Source organism: Johannesbaptistia floridana (genome assembly GCF_057440575.1).
The window spans coordinates 1-16,381 of sequence record NZ_JALKVM010000187.1 but is presented as its reverse complement, the minus strand read 5'-3'; the positions used below and the strand labels follow the sequence as shown (position 1 = coordinate 16,381).

Genomic DNA, 16,381 nt, shown 5'->3' with positions numbered 1-16,381 from the left:
TCTTACTCAATTATACCAAACTACCTGAAGTCTCACATTTTTTGCGACGGAACCAAAAATTGCGCTTTGGAACAAAGTATTTTGTTTCTCTTGTTCTTCTTTTTTAGTTTTTCTCATTGAATTACCTATTTCATATTAGTGGTTAAACTACATAATACTTAGTACATTAGGATCTTGTCAAGTGAAACGTAAACTTTTTTGAAGCCAATTTAAAGTATGAGTAAATGATCTAACTTCTTTCAACATGGACAAAAGGCGATGGCTCATCGGGGAGAAAACGAAATACATCAATTCCATAGATAGGCGTTTCACTCTTCCACCTTTCCTTCTCCGTTTCAATCAAGATACAAAGACATTCTTTATCCTCTTCGTTCAATGTTTGATATATCAGAATTAAAGTATCAGCTTTGGTAGTTTTAATAATCTCTGTAATTAACTTTTGGCAATCTTCTTTCTGATATTTCAAGAAGATTATCCCTATAAATCCTCTTTCTTGTTCCTCTTTGTACGTAACTAAGTATTCTAGGGAATCAGTATTCACTCCTGATTCCGTTATCACTTTCATCGTGTGGTCATTAGACCATTCTTCAGCCTCTTCTGTGGGTAACCTGAAGAAAGCTCTTGTCTGATAACAGCCTTCTTGTTCTAGTTCTTCTTTTATTTCATTCCAAAAGCGATCGCTTATTAATTTGTAGAGGTTGTTCTCAAGTTCCATAATTTTATTACCATGTAATTAGGGTTAAACGTGTAGGGAAAAAATAAGTAATAAGTAAAGTTAAGTCCTTACTTATTACTTTTTGGTTATTGATTAAAATTCGTAAAGTTCATCTAGAACATGGGGGTCTTCGATGCTGGTTTCCCAAAGACTAAAGATTTTGTAAGCTCCAACATCGATAACCTTTGATAAAGCTTCTTTAACCTTTTCAAGAGTTATTTCTGGCACTTTAACCTCGACAACCCTTTCATCTTCTGGAACTGCATATCCATCTTGTTCCTCTAATTCATGGCTGATTATATGCACTGACGCACTAATATAATCAGATGGTTGTTCCAAGGCTGCTATTTGAAGGTTCTGTTGCAAAGAGTTATGAAGTATACAAGATTTCCATGTATCTTGCTTTCATACCGCAGCAACATCAAAAAGTGATTCAATAAATTCTTTTTGAGCTACACTATCCCTATGATCAACACCATCAACTTGACCTTTGTTAATCGCGTGCATAATTTCAATTCCTCTGATGGTTCGCCACGCTGTATAGAACGACTTGTAACCCAGGGAAGCATTTGTTATTTTCTTGACCGCTCGATGGTCTTGTTCAATCTTATTATTAAGATATTTCACTCGTCTCAATTCACTATTTGGATCCAGAGTCCCTTCTTTCTTCAGGTCTTCTACGGCTGGTGGATAAGCTTTATCTAAATCTGTATTAATTACTCTCGGTTGCATACTGTGACTATTTTTGAGGACTTTCTCAAAGAATCTTTTTGCGGCCTTTCCATTCCGTCTGGCACTCAACATAAAATCTAAAGTATTACCATTGCTATCGATAGCACGATATAAATATTTACATTTCCCTTTGACCTTAATATAGGTTTCATCAACACGCCATGAATCGTTAGTTGGTTTGAGATAACGACGAGTTCGCTTATCAATTTCTGGTGCGTAGGTATGAACCCAACGACATATAGTTGAGTGGTTAACTGATAAACCCCTTTCTAACATCATCTCTGACAAATCCCTATAGCTTAAAGGATAGCGAAGATACCAACGCACATTAAGTAAGATTATTTCTTTTTGGAAATGGCGCCATTTGAAGGGTTGTTTGGGATTCATCAATTATGTTAAATAAAGCAGTAACGTTTCTATATTTTTACATATTACGAGCACGACTTATATTTTTTGTAACAGAACCGATCATTTTATGGGGGGTGAACGGTTACATTTTGGTCAATTACTGTGTATAATGCTAAAAAATTTATGGAAAAATATGTTACAGATTTATACTTTTATTCAGGGATTTTTTACAACAAGTCTAGAACCAAAAATAGCAAAGTTGTTACAGTGGTTGTTTTTTAATATCGGAATCGCTTTTATACCAATAATATTTACTTATATGATTATATATATGACAACTGACGCTGAAGAAATACCAGGTTTTCTTGAATCACTTCCTGCTAAAGAAATATTAATTTTATCGGTAGCACTTTATGGAGAATCGATCAGTGAGCTTTTTAATAATACTTCAATAGGTAAAATATTAACTTATGTTATAGGAGGAATTACTTTAATTTGTACTATTCTTGCTAGTTCCTTGTTTGTATGTATTCCTGACATTATAACAGAAGAACAGGCTTTAAATTCATCGGAAGTTTTTTTCATCACTGCTTTTGTAATAGGTATCATTTGTAAAATTTCAGGAAATTAATTATGAATAAAAAGTTTATTTATTTATTTTCTATAAAAATATCAAAACTAGAAGAAAATTATAATTTAGTAACAAATTTTTTTAATTCAACAAGCTATATACTTTTAGGAATTTCCATTGTTTGTTTAGTAATTGTTTTGTTTAAAAAAGCTAAATTAGTTAATATTATAAAGCATACAATGAGAAATTAAACTAGATTTTAGTTGTGTCGCAAAAAATGGGTGATGCACAAAATCTGTGGGGCACCTGAAGGAAAAGTGTCAGGACTGAAAACAAGTTTTTTGTCTGTACCGAGATTACTAGTATACTAAACTCAAGTACTGATTTCCCCTATAGCTTTTTAACAATGGATTGTCCACACTATTGCTCAATTAATACCGTTGCTCTCAAACACACTACCAGCATCGGCTATTCCATACATCGTATGGAGAGACTGTTGTAGAACTTTCAATGAGCGAACCGCAACTCCATTTAACTTTATCGAAGTTCCTACAGATATTTTGTTTGAGGTTCTTTTATGTAGATGCCGTAACACAATGAGTTACTAAGATTAAATTGTCAATTATCGTTCTGTCTCAAAGGCGAACCCCGCACGTGATCGCTTTAGATGATAAATAGAAATTAGTTACTATTGCTACCAATTGACATTGTATGTGAGTAGAAAACGATTGTAACCAATCAGCAAATTCTAACCAGCCTTCTTCGTGAATAATTCTGATAACTGTTTTGACTACACATTCCACATCAAATTCTAGAAACTTTGCTAGAAGTTCATCTGACTCTAAATCTAAATTATTAGTTTTTCTATTATTAGTACTAAGTAGGGTTTCTAATAATTTTTTCAATCCTCTCCAATTACCTAATGGAGACTCTTTGAGTATTTGAGATACTCTGCCTTGACTAACTCCCAAAGCAAGTGCGATCGCGCCTTGAGTAACCTTCTCTCCCAACTTAGTTAACTGCTGTGAAATTTGCCAAATCTTCCAACGGTTTTGTTGCTGTTGTGTTCCTGCGAATGGAGTCCAACTGAATCCATCGGAAACTCTATGAGTTATGCCAATATCACCAAGGAAATCAGAGTTAATATTTGAACCAACCAAATAAATAGTAAATTGCTGATAGAGATAATGATGATGTCTAGCACGTCCAATTAATTGTAAATACTCTGATTCAGTTAATTGTTGATAATACTCATCAAATCCCTGAGTAGTTCCATGTAAAATTAAATATTCGTCCAGTGCAGCACCCACATTGATATTGGGGGATCCAAAAGCTGCAATAGCTTGTTTGCCTTTTAATTCATTAGTGCCACGATTATGAGCAAACCACCAGCCGTCAAGTTTAAGGTTGTTCTGCCATTTCTTCAATCCCAACACAACAAAATAATTCTGTGAAAAATGCGGGTTAAAAATTACATTTTTAGTATACTTAATAGTGTAGGACGAAAAGCCAATTTGACAGATTTCTATAAAATCATGTTTTTTGAATTATTAGCTAGTTGTATGATACAAACAGAAACGGGTGAAGTTATCAATTTAGATATTTGTGGTCAACAACAAGACACCCAATATAATCAACAGCAACCTTCTACTCCTAATCAACAAACAGAATCAACAAGCGATTACACATTAATTAACCGTGCTATGAGCTTAGCACCTTTTCAAGTACCTCAAGCTTGCTTAGGAAGTCAATATTTAGCAGATGACCTCATCGACACATGGGTTTCTGGTTATGAGGCTCAAAATGAACCCAATAATTATATATATAGAGATGCTAGACAAATACATAAACAGTGTAGAGATCATGGCAAGTTGTATGGCAAGTTGTATGGCTATGATCAAGATTTATTAAACAACATAGAAGAATGGACTCAAGTCGTACAAAAAGCCAAACAGGACTATGGGCGTAATAAGTTTAAATTACCTATTGAGTTTCAGAAACAAGCTTTAGACGATGTACAACAAAAAGTTATTAATTTACAAACTATAATTAATAGAAGATAGATAAACTAGTTTAAGTTTAATTAGCGATCGCTCGTTCCGAATCTCAATCACCACAAGCTTTTTAACCACCCTGTAACCCCCGTCAGATTCAAGTTCCTTACGCTCTGATGGTGTCATTGGTGTTATACGGTTCTGTTGCAAAAAATATAAGTAGCGCTAGTAATATGTTACTATATAGGAGCGTGAACGAAAGTGTCAGGACTGAGAACAAGTTTTTTGTCTGTACCAAGATTTCTGGTATACTAAACTCAAGTACTGATTTCCCCTATAGCTTTTTAACAATGGATTGTCCTCACTGTTCTTCAACTAATACTGTTTCTCTTAAACGTACTACTAATCTCGGCTATTTCATACATCGTTGTCGAGACTGTTGTAGAACTTTCAATGAGCGGACAGCAACTCCATTTAATTTTATCGAAGTTCCCACAGATATTTTGGAAAGAGGTTCTTTTATGTAGATGCCGTTATAAAAGCAGCTTAAGCAAAAATAAAAATAAAAGGATCTTTAGTTAATTTTAGTAGATTTTTTAGAGCCCATTTCTGACACTTTCTTGCTTACATATTTATAATATAAATACTATAATTTTGAGGTAAGAAAAAGAAAAATCGATCTTTCTACTTTTTCTTTTTTATTGACCCAACATCCACACTTCCACGATATTCCACTCACGACACCGTACCATCCCTGAAAAGAAAGCGAAGCTAACATCCAGGTGGGAATCTGAGGAAACAACAATGTCAACTGTATAAAAACAATCAGAGTACCAAGAAGACTTATGTGCCCCGTCAAAATAACAAGGAACATCAAATTAGGATTCCAACCGTCCCAACCAACCACAGAGGGAAGATGACCTTGTGGGGAAGACATATTAAAAGTAAGTTTCCTACAGAATATATCTGAGTCTTCTCCAAACGCTATTTTGTTCCAGCCGACGCGATTGGCAAACTTTTTATATATCTGATAATCCGACTTTCCTAGAGTGCCTCCGCATTCGAGCCAGATTTGCTTCTGCACAGAAAAACCAAAACGACCGTTACTATGTTTTACCCATAATTCGTCTATTAATTTTAATTCTGAGGGGGGAAAATTGATACAAGTATTTCTAGTTAAAGTACCACTCAATTCTCTGTCCATGATACGCAGCATCAATTGTTTTGTTTCTTTGTCTGCTTCCTCCCATTTAAAATTCGCCAGTAAGTTGTCTAACTTACTATAATTTATTTCTCTTTGACTATTAAGCATTGTATTCATACTCATCATTATTGTGTACAAACTTTAGACACTGATTATCCTACAATTAAATAATTTTAGGTTCTGTTGCAAAGAGTTATGAAGGATACAAGATTTCTATGTATCTCGCGTAGTTTTAAGCAGCAGCAGCAAAAAGCGATTCAACTATCGCACAAAGCATGAGCTACACATCTGTGACCAAAACCATCAACTTGACCTTAGTTCATTAGCGATCGCGCATCTAATCCCCATTTCTCAAAACTACCCTTATTGGCTCGCCGTATTCGTTATAATCAAGAGTGTAATTGCTACTATTCATAACACGTGGCATAACTTCTTTCCTAAGTATTGGGTCAGATAGCCAAGCATTAAGTTCATCCACCTCCGATAAAGATTCTCTCTCTGTGGACTTACACTTACCCAGAGAAAAAGCGCTCTTTGACCAGTTTTTGATACTAGAAGGCACATTAGCAGCATCATTTGATTCTGTGTCTATTTCTTGATGATTTGATGTCTCTGGGTCATTTTCAGTGGGATTAGGAGAATTAGTTATTTCTGCATTGTCTTGGGGAGGTTCGGTTGGATTTAATTGGCATTGATTGAGGGTTTTTATTTGGCGATCGCTAATCAACCCTAAACTCTTTTCTTCTCGTCCAGGTTCGGGAATATCAGTAACAGGTCGCATCTCAGAGGGAAAGTCTTCCGTCAAAGCTCTTTGATGAGTCAGCAACTGCTCTTGTTCCTTTGGCTTAATCTGGATGCCATTATTCATCCTCATCGCAGCATTAGAGTATCTGGAGTGTTGTTCATCACGATATTGCTCCCAGGAGATAGCGATATTAGCCGGATGCTTTTTAAAATATCTCAGAACATCAGCCTTTTTCTTTGAGATATCACCCCCATAAGCCTTTTGCCAATCAGTTGCTAACCAAAGAACAAAGTTAGGGTCAAGTTTACCATCAATCTTCCAAGCACCATCAGGTATCCATGAGTTAAATGACTTGCTATATGACGGATTAGTTGTATGGTTTATAACTTTAACTTGCTCAGTAATTTCAATTTTATTTGATATGGCGGTGGTAGATTCTTCTTCAAGGTAATCCGTTGGTTCAGTCAAAGAATCTGTTTCTAGTTTATTCTTCTCAAAGTTAACTTGACTACCACAAACACTCTCAAATTCTAACTCAAAAATTTCTTCTTTTTCCCCAAAAGAAATATTATTAGAAGTCTTTAATTGTTGAATATCATTATTTATTAGTGTTTGATTTACCACTTGTGGATGACCCAGATGTGGAAAATCAACATCTGGTAAAGATTCTTTTGTGGTAAGGGTTATAGCTACTTTACTCTTTGGTTGGATAGTAGTAGATAGTTGGGAAGCTGCATGGGATGTGTGTGAGTTGATGACATCATGATTATCGTCAAGTTCCTTCTCAGAAATCTTAGCTTGTTCCTGGACGATAAAATTATTATTCTTGTCTGTGGGATAACTTGGTTGATGAGGAGCTTCATGAAGATTAACTACCCACTCCACAATTTGTCCGAACTCATTCCTAATTGTTGCCCTAACTAAATAACCTGCTTGCTGCAATTCTTTCAATCCTGACCTAAGAGATGTATGCCCATCCTGGAATACTTTTACTAAATGATTAAGGTGAACTCGCCAATTATCCGGCTTGGAGAGGAGGTAGGAAAATATACCCTTCGCCTTGGCAGTGAGATTAGGATTCTCAAGAAATCCCTTATCTATTATGGCGTAGGGATTATGTTTGTTGTGTTGAACTCTGAATGTCGTCATTGCTTATTACTAAAAAATTGACATAGGAATCCCCTGAGTAAGAGTGCTACTTCTTACTTCAAGGAGATATTAAAATTGAGCTAATAGGTGACTAGTCGGTGAAGAGAGTTTCACCGATGATAATTTGCCGGATACCTTCCTTATTGGCGAATTGCTTGTCTAACCAAGTCAGCATTTCTCTGGGAAGCTTCTTTGAGTTGATAAGCGATGGTTCAGATAACCACTGCTCTTCTTTAATACCGATTGATTCAAGCCACTTTCGGCAAGCTTTAGTATTCTTCCCGAAGCCATATCTCTTTGCTAGAGCGGTTATTCCGATGCCGTCAAACTGTGCGATCGCGTTACCCCACTCATCAACAGTTACAACGGTGGGAACTTCTTTGACTTGAGTGACAATCGCATCTGGTTTGCCTAATACCAGAGCTACCATTTCTGGGGAATGTAGAGTGGCGATCGCCTGGGTAGACATCAGCAATCTTTCTTGAGTTTCGGCTAGTTTTAGTTGCAGCTTCAACTTTTCTAGCTCGTTATCTTTAGCTTTCTCAATAGGAGATCGCCATCCAGTTATTTTTTGCATCCAACTACGAACGCCGATGGCAGCAAAAGCTTTATAGGCTAATTTAGCTTGCTGTGTACACCGCCGACCTGCATCAATAGCATAATATTCGACTATTAATGCTAAAGCTAAATCAGGAATGCCATTAATTGAAAAGTTGTCAGGGTCAAAGCCATGCTCTCTAAGCTTTTCAGCTAACTTGGATGGTTGAAAGTTGTCAGTCTTTAAGCTTTTGCTTAAGGCTTGTTGTGATATTTTTATCAACCTAGAAGCTCCCCGAATACTGCAATATCCAACTCCATCAGAATTGACTTTTAATTCTTTACGGATATCTTCGATAATTTCAGCTAAACTATTGTTCATAATAAAAAACCAATTTTTGTTTCCTTTTGTACTATTTGTAGAACAAAAGGATTTTTCTTTTGTAGAGAGATAATTTTTAGGCTGAATATTACGAGTTTTATGACAAATACGAAAAACTGGATGAAAATTTAAGTATTTTTTGTATACTCCAACAATGTGTATGGGGTAATTTCTTCATCCAAATTTTTGGCTAATTTATTTAAAGCACTACAAATCTGGTCGAAATACTCTCCGTCGATACGAGGCATCGTTTGAGCATTTCGTATATTTGAGATGGCGTTATTACTAACTCCTAACTCTTTAGCTAGATCAGTTCCTTTGATGTCGTATCTAGCCATTATTTCTTTAAGTTTCCACCTGATCAAAGTATAAGTCACAAAAATATACCCTACGCCTAAAATTTTAACTCTTATACTATATTAATGCACTTATCCCATTTAAGCTATAAAATTATAGAATAAACATAGAAAAATAATTGCTCAACATTGATTTATCACGTTAAAATAATATGTGAATCAGTTAAATAAATAACTGTCTCAAAAAAAAGGGAGCTATCGCCCCCTCTCAACAAAATCTTTATTCAAATATTTCCATGATGACACAATCCATAACAATTCAACCAACCAGTCAGGGTGCGACAACTTCTACTGCACCTGGCACTCAAAACAAAATCCGAAAAGTTCAAAACTGTAGGGAGTGCCCTTATTTCACAAACTACAACGAACAATTTGGACGTGGGTGGTGCCAAAAGAACAATTGCATGACGAAGGAACATTCTCTTCCCACCACAGACTGTGACGTAGAAACTCTCAACGTTCCAGATGACTATTTTAGTGTTTCAGTTCACCTAACGAGTAAAGCGATGGTGGAACAAGACGGTTATCCAGTGCCAGAAGATGACAAAGTGGTTGAAGTCAAAGTTTCTGAAGTGACTGTAGAGGAAATCAAAAAGCCTTTGTCAAGAATCATTGATGTAGAGGCATACAATATCTTCGCCTTCTGGCGAACGGAAATTGAAGACCCTCATGTTTACCAATTTTAATCAATAACCAATAAGTAATAAGTAAGCAATTAACTTTACTTATTACTTATTTTTTCATCCCTACACAGACAAACCCTATAAATATGGTACTAGAATTATGGAACTTGACAAAAACCTCTACAAATTAATATGCGATGACCTTTGGAGTGAAATCAAACAGGAATTAGAGCAGGAAAACTTGTATCATACAAGAGCCTTTTTCAGATTAGCCGAAGAAGCAGCAGCAGAATGGTCTAGCGAGCATACAATGGGAGTTACTGCTGAATCTGAAGTTAAAACCGAAACACTGGAATATTTAGTTACCTACAAAGAGGAACAAAACCGAGGATTTATCGGCATAATCTTCTTAAAGTATCACAAAGAAGATTGCCAGAAGTTGATTGCAGAGGTTATAGAAACAACCAAAGCTGATACTTTAATTCTGATTTATCAAACATGGAACGAAGAGAAAGAAGAATGTCTTTGTATCTTGATTGAAACGGAAAAAGAGCGTTGGAAGAGTGAGACTCCAATCTTAAGAATTGATAACTGTGCTTTTCTCCCCGATGAGCTATCGCGTTTTGTCCATGCCCAGAGATATTAAAGCATTTATCTAGATTTATGTGTGGCTTCGCCTATAGCTTTAAATGTTGTCGAATTGGCAACATTTTCTTCTCACTAAGGGAAAATTTAGTACAATAGTACTAGCAATAATTGACTAAAAAATCAATACACAAAAAAATATGTATACCTCAAACATAAAACCAATACTTCCAGATAATAAGTTAGAGCTTTACGAGCTTGTGGCGAGTGGGCAAACGATGGAAAAAAGAACGATCGCACTTACCAAGGCAGATTTACTAAAACCATTGCCCCCAGATTACCTTTCGGAGAAACCAGTGTTTACTAAAGGTAGAAAAAGTAATACCGTTTCCTATATTCCATGGAAAAATTGCTTGCTAATTCTTGATTATCTTTGCCCACATTATTACTACTGCGTATCAGAATCGCAACTAAACAATTTATGTGTGGTAAAAGGAACACTAACTATTTTCTGCACTGATGGGGAGTTAAGCTGCTACGCAGCTTGATAAGATAATATTAAAATAATAAAAAAATGCGCGCGTAGCGGCGATCGCTAAAAATATGCCAGCCAAAAACCATCTATCTCTTGAGCAAAAACAAATTTTACTTAAAGCATTAAAAGAAAGTGAAAATCCTTACATAAGGGAAAGAATTTTGATATTATTATTAATGAATGAAGGAAAAACTTATCAAGAAATAAGTAATTTTTTAGAAATAGCATACTCAACAGTAGCTTATTGGGCTGTTCATGGAGATCCCGATAATTTACAGAGTTTAAAAGATGGAAGAGAAAAAGGTAATTTTCGTAAAGTTACACAAAATTATGAAGATTTATTATTAACAATTATTGAAGAAGAACCTCTTAAATATGGCTATGAATTTGGCAGGTGGACAGCAGCTAGATTAGCAACACACCTAGAAAAAGAAACAGGAATTAAACTAAGTGGCTCTCAAGTTAGCCGTATATTGCAAAAAAAAAGTACGTTTACATTTGGGCAAAATATAGCCTAGAATCTAAACAAGATCCGGAAAAAAGAAAAGCATTTAAAGAAAAACTAGCCGAATATATAAATATAGCAAAAACAGAACCAAATAAGCTCCAAGTATGGTTTTGGGATGAAAGTGGATTTAGTTTACGGGTAATAAGAAGAAAAGGATGGGGTAAAAAAGGTAAAAGAAAAAAGGTAACAGGAGAAAGAAGTAAAGGAAGGGTAAATGTGATGGGAGGTTTACGCTACACAGACAAAAAAAGAATAAATTTTTTTATCAAAAAAGGAAATGGAGAAAGTTTTTATGAACAATTAAAAGCTTTAAATAATTTAATTAAAAAAGAATGGGTAGAACAAGGAAATAAGGTTGAAGACTTTAAGAAACATGGACCTCAAATATTAATTATTTTAGATAATGCTAGTTTTCACAAAAGAAAGGATATTATAAATAAAATAGAATCGGAATTATCTCAAATTAGACTAGAATTTTTACCGCCTTATAGTCCTGATTATAATTTAATTGAATTAGTATGGCATTCAGCCAAAGAATATATAGCTAATAAATTATTTGAATCAGTTGAAGAGTTAGAAAAGTTATTGCATAAGTTATTAAACGAAGACGGACTAATTATTAAGTGGGGGCGTAAAATTAAAAATAAAGGTAATGCTGTTTATTTGATTTAGCTGCGTAGCAGCTTAGTGGCAGAAGCCCTAGGGAGTGATAACCTAGATGATGTTGCTTATGGGGGAGCGATCGCAGATAGCAGCGCCCAAGCTCTAAGAAGATGTTTCTCTACTTTAGGGGGTGGGAGATTTTTGTACAATAGTCAAAGCCAAAGTACTGAAAGGGCTAAAAATCAGTCAGGGCAATATAATCGAAGAAATGAGACTAAGCCCACTTATAGTACTAAAAACAATACAACTAACATCCCTATCTGGAAGAATTGGAAATCTGAATCTGATGCGATTCTGTGGGGCAGGAATCAGTTGCCCGATAAACCAGTACAAGAACTGATGCAAAAATTCAAAAGTTTAACTGGTGAAAAGAAAGCAATCGATTGGGTAAATTGGGTTAATCAAGTTAAAGTAAAGTAAAATGTCAAGTACTAAAACAGGAATCGAATGGACGGATAAAACCTGGAATCCTAGTACAGGTTGTACAAAAGTTAGTCCAGGTTGTGCTAATTGTTATGCAGAAGCACTAACAAAAAGATTTACTAATAATTTCAAAAACGGATTTGAATTAACAACTTATCCAGAACGATTGAATATACCAAAAACTTGGAAAAAATCTAGTCGTATTTTTGTAAATTCTATGAGCGATTTATTTCATGAAGAAATCCCTTTAGAATTTTTACAAGCTGTCTTTAAAACAATGAATGAAACGCCTTGGCATACGTATCAAATTTTGACAAAAAGACCAGAAAGAATGTTAGAAGTAGCATCAAAAGTTAATTGGTCAAATAATATTTGGTTAGGAGTGTCCGTAGAAAGTCAAGATTATGTTTGGAGAGTAGATGAGTTACGAAAAATAGAAGTAAAAGTAAGATTTTTATCTTGTGAACCTTTACTTTCACCTCTCAAACTAAATTTAGAAAATATTCATTGGGTAATTGTAGGAGGAGAATCTGGACATAAAAGCAGACCAATTGAAACTGAGTGGGTAGAAGATATTCTCCAACAATGTCAATTGGCAAAAGTCCCTTTCTTCTTTAAGCAATGGGGCGGTGTACATTCTAAAGCAAAAGGAAGAATTTTAAATGGTCAAATTTGGTCAGAAATGCCTAGGGAAATATAACTTTTTTATCATTAGGTAATGTACTTTTTTTTAACCTTAAGATAGTCTAAAATAGTTTTAAGGTGTATAAATAGTTTTAGGTATAAATACGAATTCCTCTTTATCCTTTTGTTATAGTGGCAATTTTAGGCTATCTTTTATATTCTGGTGTTTTTAGTCTACCTGAATTCATTAAGTTTGAAAATTCTACACCTATATCTAATCAAGAGAATAGTCAATTAAGATTTTAGGGAATATCTGTAATTAGTTTAGGAGAAAAGAAAGTGTTAGAAACTATAAAAAAATTATTTAGTTTTCTTTTTGAAGAAGAAGAAGATTTTATTTTTGAATGTAGATTTACGGCTAGTTTTGTTATTTTGTCGAAACTATCTTCATCTCTGATTTGCTATGCTTCAGAAATTTTTAGTTTAGGTCCCACTGAGATACCGCACTACATTTGGTGGGAACAATTGGATTATCTGGAAAATATTGGTTATATATCTTCTAAAATTTTAGTTTCAGTTAATTCTAGTAAAAGCGTTTATTTTCTTACTAACTCTGGTCGTGGGTATCTTGATAAAAATAAAAATTTAGAGGAAGCACTAAAAAAAGATTTAGCGAAATTTAAAAATATAAAGTAAAAGTAAAGAAACAAATAAAGTATGTTAATTCATTTTAATTTTTATTAAAATACTAAGTATAATATATACAAAGATTTTCTGAAAAAAGAATAGTTCAAATCCTTGAGGGAGAGAGGAAAGTGAAAGGTCAATTACTAAAAAAATTATTTAGCGCGATCGCGAACGAAAATATGGAAGCGCTTAAGGAATTAACAGATACAATTATAGAAGAGGAAGAAAAAAAAGGACATACTGTTCTAGCGCAACAACTAGAAAATATCCTACAAAAAAAGTCAGGATTATCAAATAATAAAAATGAAAATAAATTGAAGGTGAGAAAAAGACAAGAAGCACAATGTGTGGTGGAGTTATCTAATTGTGAAAATTGGATAAAAAGGATATCGAGAGAAAAGTTGAGGCATCATATAATTATACAAAAAACAATAGAAACTCAACTAGAAAATATTGTGCGAGAATATGCGGCAAGAGATAGATTAGCACATAGTGGATTAAAGAATAAACAAAAAATATTGTTGTATGGCTATCCTGGTTGTGGAAAGACTCTAAGTGCGGAATGTTTAGCGTGGAATCTTGGTCTACCTTTACTTAAAATTGATTTTAATCATATACTATTAAGTGGTGAAAAAGAAAGAGATAGTAACCTAGAAATAGTATTTGAAGAAGCATCAAAAGAGCAGTGTGTGTTGTTTTTTGATGAGTGTGAATTAAGAGAAAATAAAGTAGAAGAAATCAATGAACTAGTCAATACTATTTTAAAAATATTTGAAGAGTATAAACTAGATTCTGTAATTTTGTTAGTATCAATTAACATAAAGGAAAGTTTAGAAATATATTCGATGTCATCATCCAGAAATTTTGATGAGATTATCGAAATTCCCAAACCTGAAGAAGCAGAAATTAAAACGATACTAGTTCAAACATGCTTTAATTCAGGATTAAAAGTAGATAATATTAATTGGGAAAAAGTGCTAGAACAACTGAAAGGTTTTTCTGTGGCTCAAGTAATTAAAGTGGCCGAAAATGTAGCAAAAAAGGCGATTCTAGATAGAGAAAATTTGGTAATTGATTTGAAAACTGGAAGTATTGGATAAGTCAATTGAAGGAAATATGAATAAAAATAAAATACAAAATCCGTACACGATTGGGGAATCTGTTGAAGAAGGTTTTGTAGGTAGAAAAAACATTATTTGTCAGCTAAAAGAAATTTGGATGAGAAATGAAAAAACAGTTGTTTTGTGCGGAGAGCGACGTATGGGTAAAACCTCTATCCTACGAAATGCTACTAAGAACCTTGGGGCGGAGGTCCAGGTTGTGTATATTAACTTACAGCGATTAGGGGCAATTTCTCAGGGGCTTGGGGAAGTATTGATGGCAATTAGCGATGAAATTGCTGAGGCACTAGAGATAAAGCGCCCTGATGATGAGGAATTATTGCGCCTCCCTACACGTACTTTTGAACGCTTTCTTTTTGAGGCGGTTAAAACTCTCGACTCAAAAAGATTGGTTATCGCCTTAGATGAATTTGAAACTATCGAGGATTTGATTGAATCGGGAAAGATCCCACCAGATTTTATGGGAGTTTTGCGCGGATGGGTGCAAATGAATTCAAAAGTAGCTTTTGCTTTTGCCGGACTACACACTTTAGAAGAAATGAATCAAGACTACTTTAATTCCTTTTTTGGCAGCGTGATTCCCATTCGGGTTAGCTTTCTCGACGATGCCTCCACCTATCAAATTCTTGCCAATCCTAACAATGAGTTTTCCCTTGACTATACTAGAGAAGCCTTAGAGGCAATTTATACGCTTACCTCCGGTCAACCCTATTTAGTTCAATTAATTGGTTTCCAGCTAGTGCGCCTTTATAATGACCAAGTATTTGAACAAGGATGCTCCCGGAATTCAGTTTTCACCCTAACGGATTTAGAAACAGTAATTAATGACTCGAAATTTTTCCGCCAAGGACGTTACTATTTTGAGGGGGTATGGAAACAGGCAGAACAAAACGAACCAAGCCAACAGACTATTTTAAAAGTACTTGCTAACCATAAAGACGGTTTAGATACTCAAGCCTTAGCTGAAGCAACGGATATTGAGGAGGATAGTTTATCTAAAGCCTTAGAATTGCTTGAACGTCATGATGTTGTTAAAAAAACTGAAGAAAAATGGCACATCGTTGTAGAATTATTTCGCCGTTGGGTTTTGAAAAACTAATGAAAGCGAGATCTCGCACTACTATCGAACTCTCTCATTAGGGAGCGATCGCTCTTGGTAAGGAATAACAATCAGCAGTTTATTTGTTCATATTTATGATCTTTACGGCGTTTGACTGTATATTGATATAGTTGTTGAGCTTCTTCATAGTTTTGGCAAAGATGTTCTTTTTTCCCGCCACGACGAGAAACTGAATCACCCCAAGCCCGAACCAAAGTCCAGTTTTGAAACAAATCTTTACATATATAAAAGTAATACCAACGACTGCCACGTTGCCAGTGAGATTCTTGTAATTTCACGAAAGTAAAAATTTTTATAGGAATATAAATAAAAATGAATTATACCACAAATAATATTGTTTTTTAGTTACTAGTTGCGGCTATCGCCTTGACCAGAACGAAAAGTTCTGTAAAGGAAAAAGGAAAAAAATGCAATTAGCTCTTAATTTAAATATAAACTCAATTGAGAAGAAAGAACAGTATTTAGGAATAATCAATGTAGGCTGGAAAATTGCCGAATTGATAGGGAAAGGAGAAAAAATCTCCAAATACCAAGTTTCAAAACTAATGTCTCAGGAATTTAAAGGAGACGATTCTGAGGGAAAATGGCTTTGGAAAGAAGTCTACGATGCCATTGAAGTTGGCTTAGTAATCTACATAAAAAAGTGGGGAGAAGAACTTCTTAGAAACAATAGTGTAGAAAAATTATCAAGACTAATAAAGCTACAAGAAAGTTTACCGACCCATACTGTAAGGTCGGAAAAAAGCGTAAATTACCAGC

The 16,381-nt window shown here is 34.6% G+C and carries 19 protein-coding genes and 2 pseudogenes; 12 read left to right on the top strand and 9 right to left on the bottom strand.

The features are described from left to right. Positions 1-229: 229 nt before the first annotated feature. The 3 genes from MW688_RS12680 to MW688_RS12670 all read right to left on the bottom strand — a co-directional run bounded on the left by MW688_RS12680 (position 230) and on the right by MW688_RS12670 (position 1,834). Positions 230-715, bottom strand: coding sequence for a hypothetical protein (locus tag MW688_RS12680; RefSeq protein ID WP_486736374.1), 486 nt, complete (start codon positions 713-715; stop codon positions 230-232). 93 nt (positions 716-808) lie between these two features. Next, complete coding sequence (locus tag MW688_RS12675; protein WP_486736373.1) at positions 809-1,081, bottom strand: hypothetical protein; 273 nt, start codon at positions 1,079-1,081, stop codon at positions 809-811. A 39-nt stretch (positions 1,082-1,120) separates the two neighbouring features. After that, on the bottom strand, positions 1,121-1,834 hold the full coding sequence (locus MW688_RS12670; protein WP_486736372.1) for an IS6 family transposase: 714 nt from the start codon (positions 1,832-1,834) through the stop codon (positions 1,121-1,123). An 88-nt stretch (positions 1,835-1,922) separates the two neighbouring features. On the opposite strand from MW688_RS12670, the gene MW688_RS12665 reads away from it, so the two are divergent. Next, positions 1,923-2,426 carry a hypothetical protein gene (locus tag MW688_RS12665; RefSeq protein WP_486736371.1) on the top strand — a complete coding sequence of 168 codons (504 nt, stop codon included), beginning with the start codon at positions 1,923-1,925 and terminating at the stop codon, positions 2,424-2,426. A gap of 575 nt (positions 2,427-3,001) precedes the next feature. Here the strand turns inward: MW688_RS12665 and MW688_RS12660 are convergent. Continuing rightward, a complete protein-coding gene (locus MW688_RS12660; RefSeq protein ID WP_486736370.1) occupies positions 3,002-3,793 on the bottom strand; it encodes a hypothetical protein in 792 nt (263 codons plus the stop codon). A 30-nt stretch (positions 3,794-3,823) separates the two neighbouring features. Between MW688_RS12660 and MW688_RS12655 the strand changes: the two genes are divergently transcribed. Beyond that, positions 3,824-4,429 carry a hypothetical protein gene (locus MW688_RS12655; protein ID WP_486736369.1) on the top strand — a complete coding sequence of 202 codons (606 nt, stop codon included), beginning with the start codon at positions 3,824-3,826 and terminating at the stop codon, positions 4,427-4,429. A gap of 281 nt (positions 4,430-4,710) precedes the next feature. After that, positions 4,711-4,906, top strand: a pseudogene (locus MW688_RS12650) (transposase); the annotation flags it as partial. A gap of 100 nt (positions 4,907-5,006) precedes the next feature. On the opposite strand, the gene MW688_RS12645 reads toward MW688_RS12650, so the two are convergent. The 4 genes from MW688_RS12645 to MW688_RS12630 all read right to left on the bottom strand — a co-directional run bounded on the left by MW688_RS12645 (position 5,007) and on the right by MW688_RS12630 (position 8,754). Next, the gene (locus MW688_RS12645; RefSeq protein ID WP_486736368.1) at positions 5,007-5,681 is read right to left on the bottom strand and encodes a GUN4 domain-containing protein; all 675 of its coding nucleotides are present in this window, start codon (positions 5,679-5,681) and stop codon (positions 5,007-5,009) included. 220 nt (positions 5,682-5,901) lie between these two features. Continuing rightward, positions 5,902-7,458, bottom strand: a complete 1,557-nt coding sequence (locus MW688_RS12640) for a hypothetical protein (RefSeq protein ID WP_486736367.1) — start codon at positions 7,456-7,458, stop codon at positions 5,902-5,904. 91 nt (positions 7,459-7,549) lie between these two features. Continuing rightward, on the bottom strand, positions 7,550-8,377 hold the full coding sequence (locus tag MW688_RS12635) for a hypothetical protein (RefSeq protein WP_486736366.1): 828 nt from the start codon (positions 8,375-8,377) through the stop codon (positions 7,550-7,552). Between the two features lie 128 nt (positions 8,378-8,505). After that, on the bottom strand, positions 8,506-8,754 hold the full coding sequence (locus MW688_RS12630; RefSeq protein WP_486736365.1) for a helix-turn-helix domain-containing protein: 249 nt from the start codon (positions 8,752-8,754) through the stop codon (positions 8,506-8,508). A gap of 383 nt (positions 8,755-9,137) precedes the next feature. Between MW688_RS12630 and MW688_RS12625 the strand changes: the two genes are divergently transcribed. From MW688_RS12625 to MW688_RS12590, 8 genes and pseudogenes are all read left to right on the top strand, one after another. Further along, positions 9,138-9,419, top strand: a complete 282-nt coding sequence (locus tag MW688_RS12625; protein WP_486736364.1) for a hypothetical protein — start codon at positions 9,138-9,140, stop codon at positions 9,417-9,419. A gap of 97 nt (positions 9,420-9,516) precedes the next feature. Next, positions 9,517-10,002 carry a hypothetical protein gene (locus MW688_RS12620; RefSeq protein ID WP_486736363.1) on the top strand — a complete coding sequence of 162 codons (486 nt, stop codon included), beginning with the start codon at positions 9,517-9,519 and terminating at the stop codon, positions 10,000-10,002. 542 nt (positions 10,003-10,544) lie between these two features. Then, positions 10,545-11,656: pseudogene (locus MW688_RS12615) on the top strand (IS630 family transposase). 15 nt (positions 11,657-11,671) lie between these two features. Beyond that, complete coding sequence (locus MW688_RS12610) at positions 11,672-12,067, top strand: hypothetical protein (protein WP_486736362.1); 396 nt, start codon at positions 11,672-11,674, stop codon at positions 12,065-12,067. Between the two features lies 1 nt (position 12,068). Beyond that, on the top strand, positions 12,069-12,770 hold the full coding sequence (locus MW688_RS12605) for a DUF5131 family protein (RefSeq protein WP_486736361.1): 702 nt from the start codon (positions 12,069-12,071) through the stop codon (positions 12,768-12,770). 263 nt (positions 12,771-13,033) lie between these two features. Beyond that, entirely contained in the window at positions 13,034-13,390 is a 357-nt protein-coding gene (locus tag MW688_RS12600; RefSeq protein WP_486736360.1) for a hypothetical protein, read from the top strand. Between the two features lie 119 nt (positions 13,391-13,509). Next, positions 13,510-14,481, top strand: a complete 972-nt coding sequence (locus MW688_RS12595; RefSeq protein ID WP_486736359.1) for an AAA family ATPase — start codon at positions 13,510-13,512, stop codon at positions 14,479-14,481. A 16-nt stretch (positions 14,482-14,497) separates the two neighbouring features. Further along, the gene (locus MW688_RS12590; protein ID WP_486736358.1) at positions 14,498-15,601 is read left to right on the top strand and encodes an AAA family ATPase; all 1,104 of its coding nucleotides are present in this window, start codon (positions 14,498-14,500) and stop codon (positions 15,599-15,601) included. A 71-nt stretch (positions 15,602-15,672) separates the two neighbouring features. On the opposite strand, the gene MW688_RS12585 is transcribed toward MW688_RS12590, so the two are convergent. After that, positions 15,673-15,900, bottom strand: coding sequence for a hypothetical protein (locus MW688_RS12585; RefSeq protein ID WP_486736357.1), 228 nt, complete (start codon positions 15,898-15,900; stop codon positions 15,673-15,675). 129 nt (positions 15,901-16,029) lie between these two features. On the opposite strand from MW688_RS12585, the gene MW688_RS12580 reads away from it, so the two are divergent. Further along, the coding region (locus MW688_RS12580; protein WP_486736356.1) for a hypothetical protein at positions 16,030-16,381 on the top strand (352 nt) is incomplete at its 3' end.